Annotated in this window: 22 protein-coding genes and 1 tRNA gene; 11 read left to right on the top strand and 12 right to left on the bottom strand. The window is 56.3% G+C overall.

From position 1 onward, the window contains the following. Positions 1–120: 120 nt before the first annotated feature. The 3 genes from AC2FH8_RS11070 to AC2FH8_RS11060 all read right to left on the bottom strand — a co-directional run bounded on the left by AC2FH8_RS11070 (position 121) and on the right by AC2FH8_RS11060 (position 2,035). Positions 121–717, bottom strand: a complete 597-nt coding sequence (locus tag AC2FH8_RS11070) for a DUF3604 domain-containing protein (RefSeq protein WP_496689810.1) — start codon at positions 715–717, stop codon at positions 121–123. Further along, entirely contained in the window at positions 612–1,511 is a 900-nt protein-coding gene (locus AC2FH8_RS11065) for a DUF3604 domain-containing protein (RefSeq protein ID WP_496689771.1), read from the bottom strand. The genes AC2FH8_RS11070 and AC2FH8_RS11065 overlap by 106 nt, the downstream gene beginning before the upstream one ends. A gap of 434 nt (positions 1,512–1,945) precedes the next feature. Continuing rightward, a tRNA-Ser gene (locus AC2FH8_RS11060) sits at positions 1,946–2,035 on the bottom strand. Positions 2,036–2,239: 204 nt separating this feature from the next. On the opposite strand from AC2FH8_RS11060, the gene AC2FH8_RS11055 reads away from it, so the two are divergent. From AC2FH8_RS11055 to AC2FH8_RS11020, 8 genes are all read left to right on the top strand, one after another. After that, positions 2,240–3,424, top strand: a complete 1,185-nt coding sequence (locus tag AC2FH8_RS11055) for an SPOR domain-containing protein (RefSeq protein WP_496689770.1) — start codon at positions 2,240–2,242, stop codon at positions 3,422–3,424. A 64-nt stretch (positions 3,425–3,488) separates the two neighbouring features. After that, complete coding sequence (locus AC2FH8_RS11050) at positions 3,489–4,610, top strand: D-alanyl-D-alanine carboxypeptidase family protein (protein WP_271950137.1); 1,122 nt, start codon at positions 3,489–3,491, stop codon at positions 4,608–4,610. Then, positions 4,607–5,230: a dTMP kinase gene (gene tmk / locus AC2FH8_RS11045; protein WP_271950139.1), complete on the top strand. Its 624-nt coding sequence runs from the start codon at positions 4,607–4,609 to the stop codon at positions 5,228–5,230. Before AC2FH8_RS11050 ends, tmk begins: the two co-directional genes overlap by 4 nt. Before the next feature lie 10 nt (positions 5,231–5,240). Beyond that, positions 5,241–6,362 carry a DNA polymerase III subunit delta' gene (locus tag AC2FH8_RS11040; RefSeq protein ID WP_271950141.1) on the top strand — a complete coding sequence of 374 codons (1,122 nt, stop codon included), beginning with the start codon at positions 5,241–5,243 and terminating at the stop codon, positions 6,360–6,362. Next, entirely contained in the window at positions 6,359–7,165 is an 807-nt protein-coding gene (locus AC2FH8_RS11035; RefSeq protein WP_496689769.1) for a TatD family hydrolase, read from the top strand. Before AC2FH8_RS11040 ends, AC2FH8_RS11035 begins: the two co-directional genes overlap by 4 nt. After that, the gene (locus AC2FH8_RS11030; RefSeq protein ID WP_142634836.1) at positions 7,162–7,959 is read left to right on the top strand and encodes an MBL fold metallo-hydrolase; all 798 of its coding nucleotides are present in this window, start codon (positions 7,162–7,164) and stop codon (positions 7,957–7,959) included. Before AC2FH8_RS11035 ends, AC2FH8_RS11030 begins: the two co-directional genes overlap by 4 nt. 62 nt (positions 7,960–8,021) lie before the next feature. Further along, entirely contained in the window at positions 8,022–8,954 is a 933-nt protein-coding gene (locus AC2FH8_RS11025; protein WP_496689768.1) for an AEC family transporter, read from the top strand. A 69-nt stretch (positions 8,955–9,023) separates the two neighbouring features. Continuing rightward, positions 9,024–9,722, top strand: a complete 699-nt coding sequence (locus AC2FH8_RS11020) for a CbiX/SirB N-terminal domain-containing protein (protein ID WP_496689767.1) — start codon at positions 9,024–9,026, stop codon at positions 9,720–9,722. 45 nt (positions 9,723–9,767) lie between these two features. Here the strand turns inward: AC2FH8_RS11020 and AC2FH8_RS11015 are convergent, their stop codons facing one another. The 5 genes from AC2FH8_RS11015 to AC2FH8_RS10995 form a co-directional block, all read right to left on the bottom strand. Then, positions 9,768–10,763 carry a diguanylate cyclase domain-containing protein gene (locus tag AC2FH8_RS11015; RefSeq protein ID WP_281994860.1) on the bottom strand — a complete coding sequence of 332 codons (996 nt, stop codon included), beginning with the start codon at positions 10,761–10,763 and terminating at the stop codon, positions 9,768–9,770. Next, a complete protein-coding gene (locus tag AC2FH8_RS11010) occupies positions 10,760–11,347 on the bottom strand; it encodes a heme NO-binding domain-containing protein (protein ID WP_271950151.1) in 588 nt (195 codons plus the stop codon). The genes AC2FH8_RS11015 and AC2FH8_RS11010 overlap by 4 nt, the downstream gene beginning before the upstream one ends. 121 nt (positions 11,348–11,468) lie before the next feature. Then, positions 11,469–13,028 carry a trimethylamine methyltransferase family protein gene (locus tag AC2FH8_RS11005; RefSeq protein WP_281994861.1) on the bottom strand — a complete coding sequence of 520 codons (1,560 nt, stop codon included), beginning with the start codon at positions 13,026–13,028 and terminating at the stop codon, positions 11,469–11,471. A gap of 118 nt (positions 13,029–13,146) precedes the next feature. Beyond that, positions 13,147–13,842, bottom strand: coding sequence for an HAD family hydrolase (locus tag AC2FH8_RS11000; protein ID WP_271950155.1), 696 nt, complete (start codon positions 13,840–13,842; stop codon positions 13,147–13,149). A 25-nt stretch (positions 13,843–13,867) separates the two neighbouring features. Further along, entirely contained in the window at positions 13,868–14,152 is a 285-nt protein-coding gene (locus tag AC2FH8_RS10995; protein WP_142634849.1) for a DUF3572 domain-containing protein, read from the bottom strand. A gap of 66 nt (positions 14,153–14,218) precedes the next feature. Between AC2FH8_RS10995 and AC2FH8_RS10990 the strand changes: the two genes are divergently transcribed. Next, a complete protein-coding gene (locus AC2FH8_RS10990) occupies positions 14,219–15,640 on the top strand; it encodes a diguanylate cyclase (protein WP_496689766.1) in 1,422 nt (473 codons plus the stop codon). A 5-nt stretch (positions 15,641–15,645) separates the two neighbouring features. Here the strand turns inward: AC2FH8_RS10990 and AC2FH8_RS10985 are convergent, their stop codons facing one another. Genes AC2FH8_RS10985 through AC2FH8_RS10970 form a run of 4 tightly spaced genes read right to left on the bottom strand, consistent with a single transcriptional unit; the run spans position 15,646 to position 17,538 of the window. Then, positions 15,646–16,119, bottom strand: a complete 474-nt coding sequence (locus AC2FH8_RS10985) for a periplasmic heavy metal sensor (protein WP_271950157.1) — start codon at positions 16,117–16,119, stop codon at positions 15,646–15,648. Further along, on the bottom strand, positions 16,116–16,457 hold the full coding sequence (locus AC2FH8_RS10980) for a hypothetical protein (protein ID WP_496689765.1): 342 nt from the start codon (positions 16,455–16,457) through the stop codon (positions 16,116–16,118). The genes AC2FH8_RS10985 and AC2FH8_RS10980 overlap by 4 nt, the downstream gene beginning before the upstream one ends. Next, entirely contained in the window at positions 16,450–17,064 is a 615-nt protein-coding gene (locus tag AC2FH8_RS10975; protein WP_271950161.1) for an RNA polymerase sigma factor, read from the bottom strand. The genes AC2FH8_RS10980 and AC2FH8_RS10975 overlap by 8 nt, the downstream gene beginning before the upstream one ends. A gap of 6 nt (positions 17,065–17,070) precedes the next feature. Beyond that, a complete protein-coding gene (locus tag AC2FH8_RS10970; protein WP_496689764.1) occupies positions 17,071–17,538 on the bottom strand; it encodes an EF-hand domain-containing protein in 468 nt (155 codons plus the stop codon). A gap of 222 nt (positions 17,539–17,760) precedes the next feature. On the opposite strand from AC2FH8_RS10970, the gene AC2FH8_RS10965 reads away from it, so the two are divergent. Continuing rightward, positions 17,761–18,159, top strand: coding sequence for a DUF983 domain-containing protein (locus AC2FH8_RS10965; protein WP_142634860.1), 399 nt, complete (start codon positions 17,761–17,763; stop codon positions 18,157–18,159). 25 nt (positions 18,160–18,184) lie between these two features. Next, the gene (locus tag AC2FH8_RS10960) at positions 18,185–18,889 is read left to right on the top strand and encodes an NUDIX hydrolase (RefSeq protein ID WP_282021545.1); all 705 of its coding nucleotides are present in this window, start codon (positions 18,185–18,187) and stop codon (positions 18,887–18,889) included. Positions 18,890–18,892 lie beyond the last annotated feature (3 nt).

Here is an 18,892-nt window from a genome sequence, read left to right as displayed (position 1 = left end):
CAAGGCGGATGATCTCGGGACTGGTCTTGAAGTTTTTAAAAGAGGCAGGTTTGGTCATGTGCAAAAACTACGCAACCGCCCTGCCCCGCTCAAGCAAAGTTCTTCTGACAAGACCGTGGGCTACTGCTCCGGTGAATACCAAATTGGCGAAATCCACGCTCGTTCGTATATCCACACCGCGACATCCTCAAGGAGCGGCAAGCCGTGGCGGACGGCGTCATACGTCGTCCAGCGTGGAGTTGGTATTTCGATGACGCGCATGTAGTACAGAGCATGTTGGCCAGGATCAAAATCGTCGTCTGTCCAATGACCAAACAACTCCGCAGCTCCGTTTGCGTTACTGTAAGTCGAAGTTTCAGGATCAACCGTATTGCCAATGGGCGGCAGCTTGCCATTCACGTCCGGCACGCGATCTCTTGACCACACTACATCAATGATACGTTCTTGCGGCGATCCGCCCACATCGACCCAACCCTTGATGATTTGTACGCGATCGAGGTTGGCTCCGATCGGATCTTTTAATGCGTGCACCGCGAAATTTGGTGGGCCGTTCAAAGCTGTCAGAGAACCGCCCATCGGCACGCCGTTGGCATAACCGTCCATTACAAGCTTCACGGGATCGTTGTTGCTTTGGAGTATTGCACCGCCAAAGAAACGCGGCTGTATCCTAGGGCCTGATGTGGCGAAGGTTTCGCGGCTTTGCATCGCGTCAAAAATCGCACCAAGTGTGTTCTTGGACGCCCAGACGCCTGCGAGCGAGCCCGGGTTGGCGTCGGGCCAAGCAACCAGCCGTCTATCTCGCCTTCGCGGCGTTGTTCGATAGTACCGTCGGCAACACCATGGCTGCCATTATAAGTCGCCTCATCGACATCACTTGGGGTACCGTTATGATTGTCGGTGCCTCCGATGAAACCAAGTTTCCAAGGGTTCGCACCTAGCTTCTGCTCATAGTCGAGCCCTTTAGTCGCAGCCCAACGGACGAAGCCATCGGTGCGGAAGAAACGTTCGCTGAATGCAGCGATACTCTCTGCATTCTCGAAGTTCGCAAATTCATCGTTAGGCGACACCCCGGGATGGGTTTCGGAATTGCCTTTGATCTGCATCATTTCGATCAACGGCTCCCACTTGGCGCGGCGCTCGGCATATTCGCGCGTGATTGGATTTCCGGCATTGTCGATCGGCTCAAACATCAAGCCTTTGCTTCCGTTGGAATTATGTGGGATGGCCAACAGTGTAGAGCCAGCAGCTTCTTGGTAATGCCCTGGAGCAGATGGGATCTGCGTTGAGAGCATCTCGCCAAGAAATTCTGCATGAACGGAAATGGCCGCAAAATCCAGAGGTCGACCGATTCTGCGCTGCACGTTGATTACCGAGACAGGTTGACCCTTCGCGAAGCGATACGCGTCCGAAGGTGTCAGGCGTGCACTTCCAATGTAGGCATCAAGTGAAAACGAAGTATGTACATGAGTTTCGCCGAAGTATGCGTTCTTGATCGGGTTCTCAGGCACCATGGCTGAGCAGCCTCATCTGACTGGTCAGCGTGACCCACGCACCTGATTGGTCCGAACAGGAACGCCTGTTCGGCTTCTGACATCTCCAAGTCCTTCGTCCCTGCTACAAGGTTCGCCCTCCCTGATCCGACGGAACAATTCCCTGCTCCACCTTTTTGGGAATTTGCAGCATAGACCTTTGAAAAACATGCATTTCTGAGAGGAGAAACTCTGGGTTCCAGACCCATCTCACGAAAATTCCCCGTAAATTGCCGAATATCAGGGAAATCCCTCCCAAAGCGACCCCGCCAAAATGCGCCATTGAGACTGAGGCCTGAATTGCGTTCTGAGTGTACGGTTTGCTCCGTCTCTGATTGAAAGCGCATGCGCCAACTCGCGGGAATTGCGGTGCAATTCCGGATCAGAAAACACAACTGAAGTGAAACAAGTATGAGTGGCGGGGAGACAGGGATTCGAACCCTGGGGACGCTCTCACGCCCAACGGTTTTCAAGACCGCCGCATTCGACCACTCTGCCACCTCCCCGCGTGGGGCCGGGTCTAAGGCTATCTTTAAACGGTGGCAAGACCAAATAGGGAAATCTTGCCGAAGCCTGTGCAGCAGACTTTCCATGGCCGAACGTGCAGGCTATGCTTTGCGTGAAAGACCGTGACAGGCTGGCAGTTCAGAACCAGCGATCGGCGGCGGGGTACGATGAAAGAGGCCCCTTACAGGCAAGGGATTGCAAATATGGATCGAGCGACCACGACACGCGCAAAACCGCGGGCACTGGCGGTTCTGGTAATAACAGTTGCTGCTCTGTCAGGGTGCGACGAGGCCCTGACATCGGGTGGAACATCCACCGAGCAGGCGGACGAAAGCGTGCAGGACGATGGCAAATTAGAGCTGTTTCCCAAAACGACAGGGAACGCGCGTGATGATGTTGAAGCTCCTGATGTCTTCAAGGTCACCGAAGCCGGTTTGTGGGATGGGCGCCCCTCGTTGGGCGGAATCTGGGTCGCGCACCCGGACGTTACACAGCCTGAACGTGTTCGGATAACGAATACAAAGAACAACAAATCCGTAACCGGCGCACTTTTCCGCCGCGAACGCAACTTGCCGGGCCCTGCGCTGCAACTGTCTTCGACTGCCGCCGCGAAACTGGGTATCCTCGCAGGCGCACCGACTCGGGTTGAAGTTGTTGCCCTGCGACGCAAGCCTGCCGAGAAAGTAGAAGAAAAAGCTCCTGAGCCCGAAGGGGTCGCTGAACCCGAAGAGACCCCAACGGCTGAGGCGGTTGAACCTCAGGAAAAGAAAACCGATAGCCAGACCACGGCAGATGTGTCCGAAGACGTTGATAAACCAGCCAAGCGTAAATGGTGGCAAAAGAAGGCTCCAGTTGCCGCAGCTGGTGCTGCGACAGCTGCAGCCGTGGCTGAAACCGCAGAAAAGGCCGATGAGGTGGCAACAGAGATTATCGAGGCGGCGCCTGAGCCAGCACCAACCGCAAATCTGACCGATCCCACTGTCACGCCGCCAGCCGAGGCTGCACCGAAGCGTAAATGGTGGCAAAAGAAGTCTGCCGACGAAATCACCGAAACACCTCTGGACCCGATAGAGGGCGCTGCAGCGGCCATCGAAGAGGCCGCCCCTACCCCGGCAGCAACCGCGGCCAGCACTGAGGCTGCCTCCGTTTCATCGCTTTCAAAACCGTTTATTCAGGTGGGCACCTTCACAGTTGAAGAAAATGCCGAAGGTGCTGCCGAGAAAATTCGGCGAAACGGGTTGCCTGCGAAAGTTCAAAAACTCGAAGCCAATGGCAAAACCGTTTGGAGGGTGATCGTTGGTCCTGCTTTGACGCGGGCGGAACGAAACGCAATGCAAAGCGACGTCAAAGATCTGGGCTTTTCTGACGCCTATACCGTGAAGAATTAAGCAAAAGGAGGTCCCCCTCGTGCTGTCCTCATTTCGATCATCTGTACTGACCCTCAGTTTGGCTATGTTTGCCCTGCCCGCACAAGCTTTCGATACGCAAGCCCGTGCTGCCTATGTCATGGACCAAACGACAGGAACCGTTCTTTTGTCCAAAGACGCAGACCAGCCGTTGCCGCCCGCCTCCATGTCCAAACTCATGACCCTGTTTGTAGCATTCGAAGCGCTGCGGGACGGTCGCCTGGAACTGAATGAGGAACTTCCGGTTTCCGAACATGCGACCAGCTATAAGGGCTCAAGTATGTTCTTGAACACGCAGGACCGTGTCCGGGTCGAAGACCTGCTGCGCGGGATCATAGTCCTGTCAGGAAATGACGCATGTGTTGTTATCGCCGAAGCCCTCAGCCCGGACGGAACCGAAGCTGGGTTTGCCCGGTTCATGACCCAACGCGCGCAACAGCTGGGCATGAATAATTCGAACTTTGCGAATTCGAACGGATGGCCAGCCGCAGGCCACATGATGTCTGTGCATGACCTCGCCATTCTGGCCGACCATCTGATTAGCGACTTTCCCGAATATTACCCTCTGTTCGCCGAGGAAGAGTTCGAATTCGACAACCGGGTGCCGTCAAATTCGCGTAACCGGAATCCCTTACTGAAACTTGGGATTGGTGCGGATGGGCTAAAGACTGGCCACACGCAAGAAGCGGGCTATGGCCTTGTAGGATCGGCACAGCAGGGGGATCGCAGGGTCATTTTCGTTTTGTCGGGGCTCGACAGCGTCGCCCGCCGCGCAGAGGAGGCTGAGGCCGTCGTTAACTGGTCGTTTCGCAATTTTGTCGAGAGGCAGCTTGCCGAAGCAGAAAAACCGATAGGACAAGCCGATATCTGGATGGGCACCGCGAAAACGGTTGATCTTGTCCCGCATGAGGATTTGACACTGCTGCTGCCTGTTCTCGGGGATAAGAATGTTGAGGCAGAAATAGTCTATGACGGTCCGCTTGAGGCCCCCATCGCCAAAGGACAGGAAATCGCTGAGCTTGTCATCAAACCCGATGGCCTGCCCGAGATCCGTAGGCCTCTGGTTGCAGCGGAAAGCGTCGAAAAGGGCGGTTTCTTCGTGCGGATTATGACAGTTGGCGGCATTGTCGCGAAAGATGTCATTGGCAACCCGTTGGGCGCGATGTGACGGCAGGCGGGTTATTTCTGACCTTCGAAGGCATCGACGGATCAGGCAAATCCTCGCAAGCGCGTATGCTGGCCGAGCATTTGCGCGAGCTCGGGCATGATGTCGTTCTGACGCGTGAACCTGGCGGCTCTGACGGGGCCGAGGAAATCCGCAGACTGGTTCTTGAAGGCGATCCCGATCGCTGGTCAGCTGAGACGGAAATCCTGCTGTTCACTGCTGCGCGGCGCGACCATCTGGAACGCACCATTGAACCCGCTTTGGCAGCGGGCAAGATCGTCATATGCGACCGTTTCGCCGATAGCACCCGCATGTATCAGGGCCTATCACGCGGCGACCTGCGTGGTTTGGTCGATCAGTTGCATAAGCTGATGATCAAACGTGAACCGGATCTGACCGTGTTGATCGACATGGATCCTGAAACCGGCCTCTCTCGGGCCAAGGGCCGGCAGGGCACTGAAGAACGGTTCGAGGATTTCGGCATTCACCTGCAACAGAAGATGCGGGCCGGTTTTTTGGAACTGGCGGATGAATTTTCCGACCGGTTTCGCCTGGTCGATGGCAATAGGGACATGGACAGCGTTGCCCGCGATGTGACAGATATCGTCATGCAAGCCTTGTGACAGACGATTGATGAACAACGACATCCCAATCCCGGACCAGGCACCCGGTGCCCTTCATCCGCGCGAAACGCCACATCTGTTTGGGCAGGCAGAGGCCGAGCAGGCCTTTCTTAGCGCTTATGCTTCTGATCGCCTGCACCATGGCTGGCTGCTGACCGGCCCCCGAGGTGTGGGCAAGGCGACGCTGGCCTGGCGGATCGCGCGGTTTCTGCTGGCGACCCCGGCTGTCGAAGAGGACGGGCTGTTTGGCGCGCCACCTCCCCCTGAAACGCTTGAGGTTCCACCAGATCACCCGGTTGTTCATCGTATTCTGGCTGGTGCCGAGCCTGGCCTGGCCGCCATCAAACGATCCGTGAACGATCAGGGCAGGTTGCGAAATGAAATCGTTGTGGACGACATTCGCAAACTTGGGAAGTTCTTCGGCCTGTCCTCGGCCGATGGGGGCCGCCGTGTCGTCATCGTAGATTCTGCGGATGAAATGAACATCAGCGCCGCCAACGCATTGCTGAAAATGCTCGAAGAACCGCCTGCGCGGACAACGCTGCTGTTGATTTCGCACCAACCGTCCCGCCTTTTGCCCACGATCCGATCCCGGTGCCGTACCTTGCGCCTTTCGCCGTTGAACGCGGAAGATATGAACGCCGCACTGACGCAGACCGGGGTTGAGCTGACTGGAAACCCCGACCATCTGGCCGCTCTGGCCAGCGGGTCCGTTGGGGACGCCGTCCGCCTGATAAACCTGAGCGGACTCGAAATATATGCCGAGCTCATCGCGATCCTGGGCACCCTGCCCCGGCTGGACAGACTACGCGCTCTGGCTCTGGCCGAGGCCGCCGCACAGCGCGGAGCAGCCGAACGGTTCGAGTTGCTGTTGACGCTGATCGACATTGCCTTGTCACGTCTTGCTGTGACCGGTGCGACTGGTGCTCCGCCATCGCCAGAGGCCGCGCCAAACGAAGGTGATATCCTGTCCCGTTTGTCCAGATCGCCGGAGCAGGCACGCCTTTGGGCGGAAACCGCAGCCCAGATCACCGCCCGCGCCCGCCACGGGCAGGCGGTGAACCTTGACCCTGCCGCTCTGGTCCTAGATACGGTGTTCAAGATACAGGAAACCGCCGGTCAGAACAGATGAGCGACACCCCCCAAATCACCGACAGCCATTGCCATCTGGACTTCCCCGATTTTGAAGGACAGTTGGACCTGATCGTCGCAAATGCGGCCGAAGCCGGTGTGACCCGGATGGTGACGATCTGCACCAGGCTGAGGAACGAGCCCACTGTGCGCGCCATCGCTGAGGCTCACGCGCCGGTATTCTACGCGGCAGGCACGCACCCGATGAGTGCAGCCGATGAACCGATGGCAACTGTGGACGAGCTGGTGGCACTGTCACAGCACCCCAAGTTTGTTGGTATCGGTGAAACCGGGCTGGATTATCACTATACCGCCGACAGTGCGCAGGTTCAGCAGCAATCCCTGCGCGTTCATATCGAGGCCGCTCAGCGTACCGGACTGCCTTTGATCATTCATGCGCGCGCGGCGGACGAAGACATGGCCCGCATTCTGGCCGAAGAACACGGCAATGCCCCCTATTCCTGTGTGATGCATTGTTTTTCGTCTTCGGCCGAGCTGGCACAGTCCGCCCTGGATCTTGGGTTTTACCTGTCCATGTCGGGCATCGCCGCTTTTCCCAAAAGCCAGAAATTGCGCGATATTTTCGCAAATGCGCCAGTAGACCGCATCCTGGTTGAAACCGATGCACCTTATCTGGCGCCCCCCCCGTATCGCGGCAAACGGAATGAACCGGCCTATACCGCCCATACCGCCCGCAAAGGCGCCGAGGTCTTTGGCATGGGCTATGCCGATTTCGCGGCGCAGACGCAGGCCAATTTCGAAAGACTTTTCACCAAGGTCGCCTCTTACAAGGCGGCGGCATGACCACGCTGCGCTGCACCATTTTGGGTTGCGGCTCGTCAGGTGGAGTGCCACGTCTTGGCGGTCACTGGGGCGACTGCGACCCCGAAAACCCCAGGAACATCCGCCGCCGCTGCTCGATGCTGGTCGAACGTGACGGGCCCGAAGGCACCACCTCGGTTCTGATCGACACAACGCCTGACATGCGCAGCCAGCTGCTGGACACCGGCACCGGGCGGTTGGACGGGGTGGTCTATACCCATTCCCATGCCGACCACGTCCATGGCATTGACGACTTGCGCATGATTGTCTTCAACATGCGCGAACGGGTGCCGGTCTGGGCTGATGGCGACACCCAGAATGATCTTTTGGGCCGATTTGGCTATGCCTTCATCCAACCCGAAAACTCACCCTACCCGCCGATCCTCAACCTCAAGACAATCGACGGCCCGTTCGAGATCACTGGCCCCGGAGGCCCTATCCCGTTTCACCCCTTCAAGGTGAACCACGGATCAATCGACGCGCTTGGTTTCAAAATGGGCAATCTGGCCTACCTGCCGGACGTGGCAGAGATATATGACGATGCCTGGACCACATTAGAGGGTCTGGACTGTCTGGTGATCGACGCGCTGCGCCGGTCCCCGCACCCGACCCATGCGCATCTGGAAAAGACCCTTGGCTGGATCGACCTGTTGCAACCAAAAACCGCGGTTCTGACCAACATGCATATCGATCTTGACTATGCCGCAGTCGACGCAGAAACCGCAGACAACATCACCCCTGCTTATGACGGCATGGTGATACATCAGGCTCTGTAGAGCCCTGGCCGAGATCATGCAGATATCCTTTCCCGCGCGAATAACTGTTGCGGAACGCTGACATGCTGCAAAATCTCATTGAAGTCATCCTTCCAGTTTTTCTTGTTATTGGAGCCGGTTACGTCTCCACTCTTCTTGGATACTTCAAGGAAAACCACATTGATGGCCTGATGAAGTTCACTCAGGGTTTTGCAATCCCCTGCCTTCTGTTTCTTGCGATTTCACATCTCGACCTCAGTGTCAGTTTTGATCCTAAGCTGTTGATCAGCTTTTACTTTGCTGCTGCGCTTTGCTTTTGTGCCGGCCTGTTCGGCGCGCGACTGATCTTCAACCGCGAATGGGAGGATTGCGTCGCAATCGGTTTTTGCTGCCTGTTCTCCAATTCCGTCCTGCTGGGATTGCCGATTACTGAACGGGCTTATGGCCCTGAAAGCCTTACGGGCAATTATGCCGTCATCGCCTTTCACTCGCCGTTTTGTTACGGCCTAGGCATCACGGTAATGGAGGTGATCCGGAACCGGGGCCACGGAGGATCGCGAATGGTTCGCTCGGTCCTGACCGCGATGTTTCGCAACGCTCTGATTGTCGGGATCTCACTGGGTTTCATCGTAAATCTGTCCGGGCTCGGCGTGCCAGCCGTTGTGGATGATGCCCTTGGCCTGGTGACCCGCGCGGCCCTTCCCGGCGCGCTGTTCGCGCTTGGGGGCGTTCTGGTTAAATACAGACCCGAAGGTGACCTAAGGGCGATCGCCTTTGTCTGCGGCGTTTCTCTGCTGCTGCACCCGAGCCTTTTCTGGCTTTTCGGATCCACCCTTGGACTGCCACAGGATCTATTCCGGTCCGGAGTGATGACAGCCGCCATGGCCCCTGGCTTCAACGCCTATATCTTTGCAAACATCTATGGCCGCGCCAAACGGGTTGCTGCATCCTCTGTTCTGTTGGGGACGGCAGTATCTATCCTGAGCGTCTGGTTTTGGCTGACCCTATTGGGCTGACGGTGCCGCAGGCGGATTGACTTTTACACGACGCGGCGCACCTATCGCTAAAGCGGACAGGACAGATTTATGACACACGCCCTTATCGTTACCCATGGCCAACCTTCTGACCCAGAACCAGCCGAAGCGGCCTTGGCGGCTTATGCGGCCGATGTAAATGCCCTGTGTGCCGGTGTTTCGGTTCATTCTGCAACGCTGGCAGCCCCCGGGGCACTTGACAGCACACTGGACAAGATTCCCGGCGACGCCGTCATCTATCCCCTATTCATGGCCAAAGGGTGGTTTGTCACAGATGTGCTGCCGAAACGTATTGGTGACCGCCGAAACCCTATTCTGGATCCCTTGGGCGCGGACCCGAAATTGCCCCAGTTGGTCGCGCAAACCCTTGAGGGAACGCTGCAGGACAAAGACTGGCGGTCACAAGAAACGGACCTTGTGATCGCTGCGCATGGATCGGGCCGCAGCAGAAACCCTTCCGCCGTTGCAACGGCATTCGGCGACGCTTTGTTGCAACTGATACCACTTGGATCCCTGCGCCTTGGGTTTGTCGAAGAGGCCCCTTCGATTTCTGTGGCCGCCGCAGGAACCGGCGCCCAAACCCTGTGTTTGCCATTTTTTGCCTGCGCGGGTGGCCATGTTCTTGAGGATGTGCCGCAAGAATTAAGCAAGGCCAAGTTCAAGGGACAGGTTTTACCGGTAGTGGGTGAACTGCCACTGGTGCAGCAACACATAGCGTCCGTTCTCAAAGCTTTTTCTTCATCGAAATAGAGTCATCTGACCACATACACTTTGCCGGTTCCTTTAGGGGGAAACCTATCTGTGTGAGTGATCCACAAGCTGCGAATATAGACAGTGGCGAGACCGGCCATTTCGCTTGGCCGCATACAGGGCAAGGTCTGCCGCATGCAAAATCTCAGCCGGTTTAAGCGATGGAAACTGGGTCGAAAGCGCCGTGCCTATACTGGCTGAAACCTGGCACGACACGTTGTCGAACATCATAGTTTCCCGCAGACGTTCGATCAGCCTGCTGGCGATTGCAGAGAGAACACCCTCGTCCGTCAATCCTTTGTATATAATTACAAATTCGTCCCCGCCGACACGCGCCACTGTATCGTCTCCGCGGGTTTCCTCACCCATGATCCGCGCCGCTTGTTGCAACACATAGTCGCCCGCGGCATGCCCGAATTGGTCATTGACCGATTTGAAAAAATCAAGATCCAGATGCATCAGCGCGAATGGAGATTTGGACGAGATCATGTGATCCAATAGAACATCCATCGCCCGGCGATTTTTCAGCCCCGTCAGTGTATCTGTAAATGCCTTTTCCTCGGCGGCAAGCATCGCCCCTTGAAGGCGCAGGTTCAGAGATCTGGACGCCTCCATCGCTGCCGATTTCGCCTCGACCAGATACAATAATTCGATCGCCAGATCAGTGCCCGAGAAATCCGCACTGGTCAGGGCATAGTCCCGGACCGCATCCAAAATCGATATTCCGAAAGACAGATTGATGACCGCCCCCTTACCTTCGGGCAGCGGAGCGATAAGGCCCTTCAATGCTGTGCGCGGGGCGTCATGGAACCTGAGCTGTAACTTGGTGCCGGCCTGGGACATCAAGCCTGAAACTGTGGTAACCGCCCTAGGGCGAAGCAGCTCAAAGATATCCAGAAAGCTCTGACCTTCCATCGGCTTTTCAGGGCGCAGCTTTTGCAAGGTTGATCCGACGCGGGTCACTTTCCCATCCTCGTTCACCAGCAAAAACATTGGGCACAGGGTTTGTAAAAGCTCTGTCAGATTATTCGTGTTCATCATGCTTTTCGCGCCCCTAAATCAAAATGCCGACCTTCTGAAAAAGCGCTTTCTACCAGAACGATTGAGATAAACTCGATCTCACCCTGCTGGCCCTCATGCGATAGCATAGCCAGAGCCCCGTAATCATCAGCCATCGCGCGCAATACACCAACCATGACGCTTGAAAAGCCAGGCAGGCCTGGATGGCAGGACAATCTGTATTCCGTCGGTGAAAGCTCGTGCAATTCAAGTGCCGGAAGATTTAGATCCGATACGGCCAATCTGACCCGGTCTGACAGATCATCAAGCGAATGGAGAAATTCCAGATAGCTGACACCGCCAAATCGCAACAGACGGCGCAGGTCTTCCATGTTGGGATGAGACACAAGGTACGTTCCCAGGTCTTCAAGAACGTCACTTCGTGAACGTTTCAGGACCGTGCATACCTTATCCAATACCTGCTCGGTAATATCATCGTCGTAAACAAGCATGGCCTCGAACTCGGCAAAGCCCAGTTCGGCTGAATCCATCACGCGCATCCAGCACGGCTGCCCGTAGGTCACCGCAACAAAGGATTGAATCGCCCGGTTGATCAGACCATGCATAAGAGACCTCAAATTGGTTTCTCACGCAGTGTGCTCTGAAATTTGTTAACAAACACCCAACACGCGGGCGTCACCACATAGAATTCACGCAAGTATCGAAGTGGAAGTGACTGAGATTACGCTAGAAATCTGTCGGCGCTCCGCCTTCGGTTTTGCGTCGTGCAACAAAGTCGGCAAGCTCTTCCCGGATGCCCTCATCCATTGCCGGAGCTTCAAAGCTGGTGATGATTTCCTTGAACATGTGATGCGCGCGCTCAGCGGTCCAGACGCCTCCTGCGACTTCCCAACCCTCATAGTTCTTCCAGTCACTCAGAAACGGCTGATAAAACGCGGTGGTATAGCGGTCCTGAGTGTGCTGAATGCCAAAGAAATGCCCGTCATTGCCGACTGACCGGATCGCATCCAGAGCAATCTCATCAGGGCCGGTTGCCGTCAATTCCGGCTGCATATACCGCTGAATTTGCTGCAATATCTCGCAATCCATAATGAACTTTTCAGGGCTTGCGATCAGGCCACCCTCAAGCCAACCTGCAGCGTGATAGACCATGTTGGTGCCCGATTGCACCGCCGCCCATAATGAGTTCGAGGTCTCCCACACAGATTGGCCATCCGGAACGTTTGCCGCGCAGACACCCGAAGACCGCAGGGGCAGGTCGTAAAATCGGGCCATCTGGCCGGTCATCTGTGTCGCCCGCATGTATTCCGGCGTTCCAAAAGCCGGAGCACCAGATTTCATATCCACATTCGAGGTGAACGTACCGATGACACAAGGAATCCCTGGTCGCACATATTGGAACAATGCAATCGCGCACAGAGCCTCAGCCAGGGATTGCGCTACTGCACCGGCCATTGTGACGGGGGCCATCGCCCCGGCCAAGGTGAACGGCGTCACAACAATCGCCTGCCCGCGCCGCGCCAACCTCAGGCAACCGTCGATCATGGGCTGATCGTGCTTCAACGGCGAGGTCGAGTTGATGTTGGTATACATCCTCGGCTTGGCTTCGAATTCTTCATGGCTCAGACCCCCTGCAATCCGCACCATTTCCATGACGTCTTCGACGCGTTCCTTGCCCAGCGAATAGGCATGCATCGCCTTATCGGTCAGAGTCAGCTTGTCGTAGAGAACATCCAGATGCCGGACGCTGGCATGTATATCCACTGGCTCGACCGGGTATCCGCCGGCAAAATGGATACAGTTGAAATACTGAGTCAGCTTCAACAGGTTCCGGCACATCTCGCGATTTCCCGGTACCTTGGTGCCAATCTCCATATCCCAGTAGTTCGGCGGGGACGACACATTTCCGAACAGCAGGTTTTTGCCCCCGATCTCGATTGCGCGGTCGGGATTACGCGGTGTGATGGTAAAGGTGGCTGGGGCTTTACGCACCATTTCCATGACAAAGTCCCGGCCCATTCGAACGTTGTCGCCGTTGATCGTACATCCGGCCTCACGCAGGATTCCGATTGCCTCTTCGTTGTAGAACTCGATCCCGATCTCTTCGAGAATCCGCATTGCGCCCTCATGGATCGCCGCAACGCCAATCTCGTCCAACGGTTCGGTTGGTTTGTCGGTGTTGATCGGAAGGCTCCACGGCATCTGATCAATAACCGCTGCGCCCCGTCTCTCGGCGGCACCGGCCCGTCCTCCGCTGCGACCTCTGCGTGCTTTCTTGTCGGCCATTGGACACTCCTCGGAACTTGGCTTTCTAGAAGCAAGCCCCGAACGCGTACTGTTGGCCGCTCTGTCTGCGACAGGCTATGTCGGTTTCGACGTCTGAACCGCCGAATTCACAGCCCGATCACGCATTTTCGTACAACCATGCAGGTATATGTCCGATGTTTGGCAAGACGACATCCGCCATCGCTTCGAGCGTTTCTGCACGCGCCAGACCCGTCAGAACCCCGATCGTCTTCATACCTGCTGCCCGTCCGGCCTGCAGATCATGCAGGCTGTCGCCCACCATTGCTATGTTTTCTGGGTTTACCCCCACATGCTGAGCAAAGGCGAAGAGTTGACCCGGGCCTGGCTTGAATCCGTGCCCACTGTCATAACCGGCGACAAAATCGAAATGTTCGCGGATTCCTGCAGACGAAAGATGCTCGGATGCGGGCATTTCTCCGTCATTGGTCGCAACACCCAGTTTCAGCCCTGCCTCACGCAGCCCCTCAAGGAACGGGATAAGCGGAACGGCCTGGGCTTGCGGAGATGAGGCCGATTCGGCATTCAACAGATCCACCAACTCTTCGCGCGGCATTTCCGGGAGGTGCGGCTCTAGAACCTCGGCAATTTCTTCGACGGTGCCCGCAATGACAACACTGTCCTCAGAATAGGCAACCTGTTCGAGGTCAAAGCCGATCACCTGCCCAAGCTCGGCCGCCCGGGCATGATCTCCGTTCGTCACTCGCAGTAAAAAATTGCGCCCGAACGTGCCCCAGGTTTCCGCGAAATCAAACAGGGTACCGTCTTTGTCGAACAGGATGGCTTGGATTGGCATTGTGAAACTCCTGCCCGGTAGGCTTTCAGGTCCAATGAACTTCCGCGCCACCAGACAACAAGGCGCGGGCCTGGCCCGGCTGATCATACGGCACAGAATTGACGTCACAAAACTCGACTACCCACGAATCGTCAAGCATTAGAAAATCCAGAACAGAGCCCAGAAACTCCGGCTCTGCTGCCCTGTCTTTTATGTCCTGCACCGAAGCCCCCGTCGAACCCAGAAATACAGGCAGCAGGTCATCATTGCCCACAAGCCAGGCAAGGGCATTCAGCGCCAGCGTTTCGGCGGATTGAGCGGAAATTGGCATAAAGAAGCCCCTGATCTGATATTGGAAAGGGTTTGTTAACCAGAGTCATAAACACTTTAGCAACGCATGCAATCAACGGTGACTGATATGTCGGTGCAAGGCACGATCCTTGTCCTGGACGGGACCTCAACCAATCGAATTATGCTGAAGGTACAGCTTACCGCGGCCTGGTATCACGTCGCACAGGGGGAAAATCTGCGGGGTCTTGATGGGCTGTTGAAACGTGTGCGCCCCGATTTGATCTTAACCGCGCAGTCATTGCCGGATGGAACGGCGGCAGATGTCAAGAAAGTGGTAATGGCCGACCCGGATCTGGCGGATATACCCATTGTCGCTATCGCGCCGCAAAACGACAAATCCGCAAGGTTGAGGGCATTGTCAGATGGGTTGGACGATGTATTGGCGCACCCGTTCAAGGACACGTTGTTGCTAGCTCGGGTTCGCAGCTTGCTAAGGGCACGCGCCGATACGCAGGAATTGCAAGACAATAGCGGATCGCCATGTTTGGGATTTGCTGAAGCGACAAGCGCCTTTGCTACGCCACCCAAAGCTGCGCGCGCCGCCCTACTGACGCAATCCGCTAAAACCGGGGCGCTTTGGCAGAAGGCGCTGTCCGAACATACGCATCACAGTCTGTCAATTCACACGATATCGAACCTTCACCGCCTGCTTTCCGGCCCCATCCCGGACGCGATTATTGTCGAAATTGATGGCGAATCTTCAGGCCTGAGTATTCTGGCGGATTTGAAATCGCGCGGGGCAACACGGCACACGGTGCTGATCGGCATCTTGAGAAAGGATGACGCGTCTCTGGCTGCCGAAGCGCTGGATCGTGGCGCGGATGCCATCTGTATGGCGGGGCTCTGCCCCCGTGAAACTCTGTTGCGGCTTGATAACCAGCTCGCCCGCAAAAGCCGAATTGACCAGATGCGGGATTCTTTGCGGCGTGGCATCGCGGAATCCTGGGTGGATCCACTGACCGGCCTGCATAACCGCCGCTATGCAATGCGAGCATTGAAGCAAATCGCCCGGCAGTCTGCGCAGACCGGGCTCGGGTTTACCGTGATGGTGGCCGATCTGGACCATTTCAAATCAATCAACGACAAGTTTGGCCATGCCGGAGGCGATCAGGTCTTGATCGAAACAGCCAGGCGCATGCGCAATTCCATTGGTTCTGACGGCTTTGTGGCACGGATCGGTGGCGAAGAATTCTTGATCGGTCTGCCTGAAACTACGGGGCCTCGAGCATTGGGGATCGCACGAACCGTCTGCGACGACATCTGCCAGTGTCCATTTGACCTATCCGAGGCCGCCGAACCAATCGCAGTGACAATCAGCATCGGCCTCATTACAGCTGATGACAACACGTTTCGCCGGGGCATCCCACCCGCACCATTGGACAACATGATAAAATCTGCGGATACAGCCCTGTATGCTGCGAAAAAGGCGGGACGCAATCAGGTCATGGTCCAGGATCACGCAGCCTGATCCGGTCAGTCGTGTTTTCTGCCCGCTTTCGATTTTCGGTGCACCACATCTTCCAGACGATCAGCGTATTCGACGCGTTCTTTCGGGCTCATGGCTGACACACGGATCAGCCACTGTTCCTGCAAAGCAGACTGCATCTCTGACATCACCTGCGCCTGCTGACCCAACAAAGCCTCTACAGCGTCAGCCGCAAAGGGTTCGGCGCGAAGTGCGTCGCCAAGGGCTTGAAAATCCGCCGCCCGATGATCGACACCTTGGCGGTGCAGGCCCGAAAGCTCGGCCCGCATCGCCTGGCGTTCATGCTTGGGAAGCGCGCGATAAAGCGCCGATCCAAATCCCGGAGGGGTTTTGACGTGGTCATTGTTTCTGACGCGCAGCGCCGTGCCAACAACCGCACCGACGACTAGCAGATTGATAGCAAGGGACACGATCAGCAGGACAGGCATCCACCGGCGTTTAGGTTTTGACTGTTCGCTCATTCGCCTTCCTCCAGGAAGATTGTATTCAGATCCATATCCGCAACCTCAAAGCCAGAGGATTGCGAATAAAGCAACGTCGCCGGATCAGGCAAAAAGGCCGGGGCAGTCAATCCAATCCAGATGCCAGCAATGCCCGCGGCCGCCAAACCTCCCATCCCCTGCCAGCCAAAGAAACTATCCAATGCCTGTGCCCAGAACCCTTGGGGTGATTTCTGAAGCCTTTGCAAACGAACGGTTTCCGCATCGGCCAGAATACGAAGGGCGAGAGCATCGGGTAACGGCTCATCTTCTTGACGAGCACGTAAAAACAGGTGATTCAGGTCGCTATTTTCATCCATCGGCATATCCCAACTCGTCTCTTCTTGTGGCTAACTGCTGTGCCAGTGCCCGCTTTCCCCGAGCTGTCAGACTCTCTACAGCTTCGACGGAAACATCCATGATTCCCGCGATTTCGGGATTGGGCAACTCTTCGATGTGGCGCAAGACAACAGCCTGACGTTGCCGGTCCGGAAGTTGCGCCAACGCGAACTGCAGTGCGTCCAACCTGGCGGCATCCTGAAGGTGTTCGGTTGCACTGATCGCATCGCTTTCAGGTTCGGCAACATCAGAAAGACTGTCCGCCGATTTCTTCCGCCGAATATCGACACACAGGTTCAGAGTGACCCGGTAAAGCCAAGTCGACACCTTTGCCTGTCCAGCAACCCAATCCGGCGCCATCTTCCATAGGCGCATCATGGCTTCCTGTGTGACATCTTCGGCTTCGGCCCGGTCGTTCAACAGCCTGAGCGCCACCGAAAAACTGCGCGGCCCAAGCCGATCGGTCAAAATGCGTGCCGCATCAGCGTCACCCTCGGCGAACCGCCGCAACAATGCATCGTCTCCGGGGTCGCCCGCAGCCTGACTTTGGCTGCGAGCCCCCGTTGATGAGGTACTCAGGTCCCGCATCCTTCATTAGCTGTCGTCGGTGCCAGCCTTGTCACGTTTTTTGTGATGCCAGCCCATCCGGTTTTTCGCATCGGCAAATTCCTGTTCCGAGATCGTGCCATTTTTGTCCGCGTCGATGCGGTCAAACATCTTGCCAGCACGGCGCGGCTTGGGCAACTCATCATCGGACAAGAGGCCATCTTGATTGGCGTCATGCTTTTCGAACATTTGATTCACACGCTCATTCGCCTTCTTCTGGCTAGCCGCTTGCATCTCGTCGACGCTCAACATGCCGTCGCCACTGGTGTCGGCATTGGTGAAACGCTGTTGCCTATAGGTTTGCATTTCTTCCTGCGTGACCTGACCATCATTGTTCAGGTCCAACTCTTGAAAGGTCACGTCCTCACGGCCTTTCGGACCGACAGCCAAGGCGGTTGTGCCTGTCAATGCTATGGCCGATACCAGAATGGCCGGGATAAGTTTCGCGCTTTTCATATCGTTTTCCTTTGTTTCTCGCGACCGGTTTGTCGCTGCTCACATAGGTTAAAACGGTGCAGTTTTCGGTTTCCGTCGCCCAATTTGAATTTTTTCTGTTGCTCACTGCCATCGACCTCATAATTTCCGGACATCTCATCGCGGCACAAAGCGACGCACCCCCCTTTTCTGTGGGGCAAAACAAGCGCAATATCAGGGCAATCTGAATGCGCGAGTTTCAAAATGACAGATCAAACGATCGACACAATATCCGAGAACGACCGTCCAACCCGGCCTGCGCTAATCAAAGGCTTCCGCTGCCGCTGCCCAAAATGCGGTGAAGGCAAGCTGTTGCACAGCTACCTGAAGGTGAATGACAGCTGCAGCAGCTGTGGTCAGGAACTGTTTCATCACCGTGCGGATGACGGTCCAGCCTATCTGACGATCCTGTTGGTCGGTCACCTGCTGGCGCCCGCTTTGCACATCTCTTATGTCCAGTGGCGCCCTGACCCGCTGAACATGTTCCTGATTTTTGCATTCGGATGTACAGCCTTGACACTGTTCCTGCTACCGCGAATGAAAGGGGCCGTTGTCGCCTATCAGTGGGCACGACGGATGCATGGGTTCGAAACGGACCGATGACTGGAATGATTGGGTCGGCCCTGAGATGAGTACAGACAAAACGGCTATACGGGACGCTGCAACAGTTATCGTGTTGCGGGACCGGATGACGAACCCTTCCATTTTGATGGGTCAAAGGGGCGCAAAAGCCGTTTTTATGCCGAACAAATTCGTGTTTCCAGGTGGCGCGGTAGACGCAGAGGACGCCCTTGTCCCGCTATCGGCTGACATGTCCCAGCTCTGCCGCGATCGGCTTACTGAACAGTCTCCGCCCGGGCTGCAGAATGCTTTGGCGGCCGCCGCAATCCGCGAGCTCTGGGAGGAAACCGGCCTGGTGCTTGGAGTTCCCGGCGCTTGGACAGGTGAGGTGCCGATTGACTGGCAAAGCTATGCAGAGGCAGGATTTCTGCCCTCTGCACAGGCATTGCAGTTTGTTTTTCGCGCCGTCACCCCGCCCGGCCGTACGCGCCGGTTCGATGCACGATTCTTTTTGGTAGATGCAGACGCCCTGCAAGGCGATCTGGATGACTTTGGCCGCGCTTCGGATGAGTTGTCTCACCTGCAATGGGTTCCGTTGAACAAGGCGCGCGAGCTTGATCTTCCCTTCATAACCGAAGTTGTTCTGGCCGAAGTCGCAGCCCGGGTCACACGACCCGAACCACCCCAAAGCGTTCCGTTCTTCCTCAATCAAGAAGAACAAAGCCTGTTCTTACAGATCAAAGGCTATCCAATGTCCGAACAGGACTTCTAGCCG

This window comes from Ruegeria sp. CDSC025, from assembly GCF_059610805.1.
The sequence above is the reverse complement of the archived record's forward strand: the minus strand, read 5'-3'. Positions and strand labels throughout refer to the sequence as shown.

Bases quoted from the DNA above. Each gene is read 5' to 3' on its own strand.
- AC2FH8_RS11050 (WP_271950137.1), top strand. From the start codon at position 3,489: ATGTTTGCCCTGCCCGCACAAGCTTTCGATACGCAAGCCCGTGCTGCC.
- AC2FH8_RS11020 (WP_496689767.1), top strand. From the start codon at position 9,024: ATGACACACGCCCTTATCGTTACCCATGGCCAACCTTCTGACCCAGAA.
- AC2FH8_RS10990 (WP_496689766.1), top strand. From the start codon at position 14,219: ATGCAATCAACGGTGACTGATATGTCGGTGCAAGGCACGATCCTTGTC.
- AC2FH8_RS11010 (WP_271950151.1), bottom strand. From the start codon at position 11,347: ATGCATGGTCTGATCAACCGGGCGATTCAATCCTTTGTTGCGGTGACC.
- AC2FH8_RS10995 (WP_142634849.1), bottom strand. From the start codon at position 14,152: ATGCCAATTTCCGCTCAATCCGCCGAAACGCTGGCGCTGAATGCCCTT.
- AC2FH8_RS10965 (WP_142634860.1), top strand. From the start codon at position 17,761: ATGACAGATCAAACGATCGACACAATATCCGAGAACGACCGTCCAACC.
- AC2FH8_RS11055 (WP_496689770.1), top strand. From the start codon at position 2,240: ATGGATCGAGCGACCACGACACGCGCAAAACCGCGGGCACTGGCGGTT.
- AC2FH8_RS10980 (WP_496689765.1), bottom strand. From the start codon at position 16,457: ATGGATGAAAATAGCGACCTGAATCACCTGTTTTTACGTGCTCGTCAA.
- AC2FH8_RS10970 (WP_496689764.1), bottom strand. From the start codon at position 17,538: ATGAAAAGCGCGAAACTTATCCCGGCCATTCTGGTATCGGCCATAGCA.
- AC2FH8_RS11035 (WP_496689769.1), top strand. From the start codon at position 6,359: ATGAGCGACACCCCCCAAATCACCGACAGCCATTGCCATCTGGACTTC.
- AC2FH8_RS11040 (WP_271950141.1), top strand. From the start codon at position 5,241: ATGAACAACGACATCCCAATCCCGGACCAGGCACCCGGTGCCCTTCAT.
- AC2FH8_RS11000 (WP_271950155.1), bottom strand. From the start codon at position 13,842: ATGCCAATCCAAGCCATCCTGTTCGACAAAGACGGTACCCTGTTTGAT.
- AC2FH8_RS10960 (WP_282021545.1), top strand. From the start codon at position 18,185: ATGAGTACAGACAAAACGGCTATACGGGACGCTGCAACAGTTATCGTG.
- AC2FH8_RS11005 (WP_281994861.1), bottom strand. From the start codon at position 13,028: ATGGCCGACAAGAAAGCACGCAGAGGTCGCAGCGGAGGACGGGCCGGT.
- AC2FH8_RS11030 (WP_142634836.1), top strand. From the start codon at position 7,162: ATGACCACGCTGCGCTGCACCATTTTGGGTTGCGGCTCGTCAGGTGGA.
- AC2FH8_RS10985 (WP_271950157.1), bottom strand. From the start codon at position 16,119: ATGAGCGAACAGTCAAAACCTAAACGCCGGTGGATGCCTGTCCTGCTG.
- AC2FH8_RS11065 (WP_496689771.1), bottom strand. From the start codon at position 1,511: ATGGTGCCTGAGAACCCGATCAAGAACGCATACTTCGGCGAAACTCAT.
- AC2FH8_RS10975 (WP_271950161.1), bottom strand. From the start codon at position 17,064: ATGCGGGACCTGAGTACCTCATCAACGGGGGCTCGCAGCCAAAGTCAG.
- AC2FH8_RS11015 (WP_281994860.1), bottom strand. From the start codon at position 10,763: ATGATGAACACGAATAATCTGACAGAGCTTTTACAAACCCTGTGCCCA.
- AC2FH8_RS11025 (WP_496689768.1), top strand. From the start codon at position 8,022: ATGCTGCAAAATCTCATTGAAGTCATCCTTCCAGTTTTTCTTGTTATT.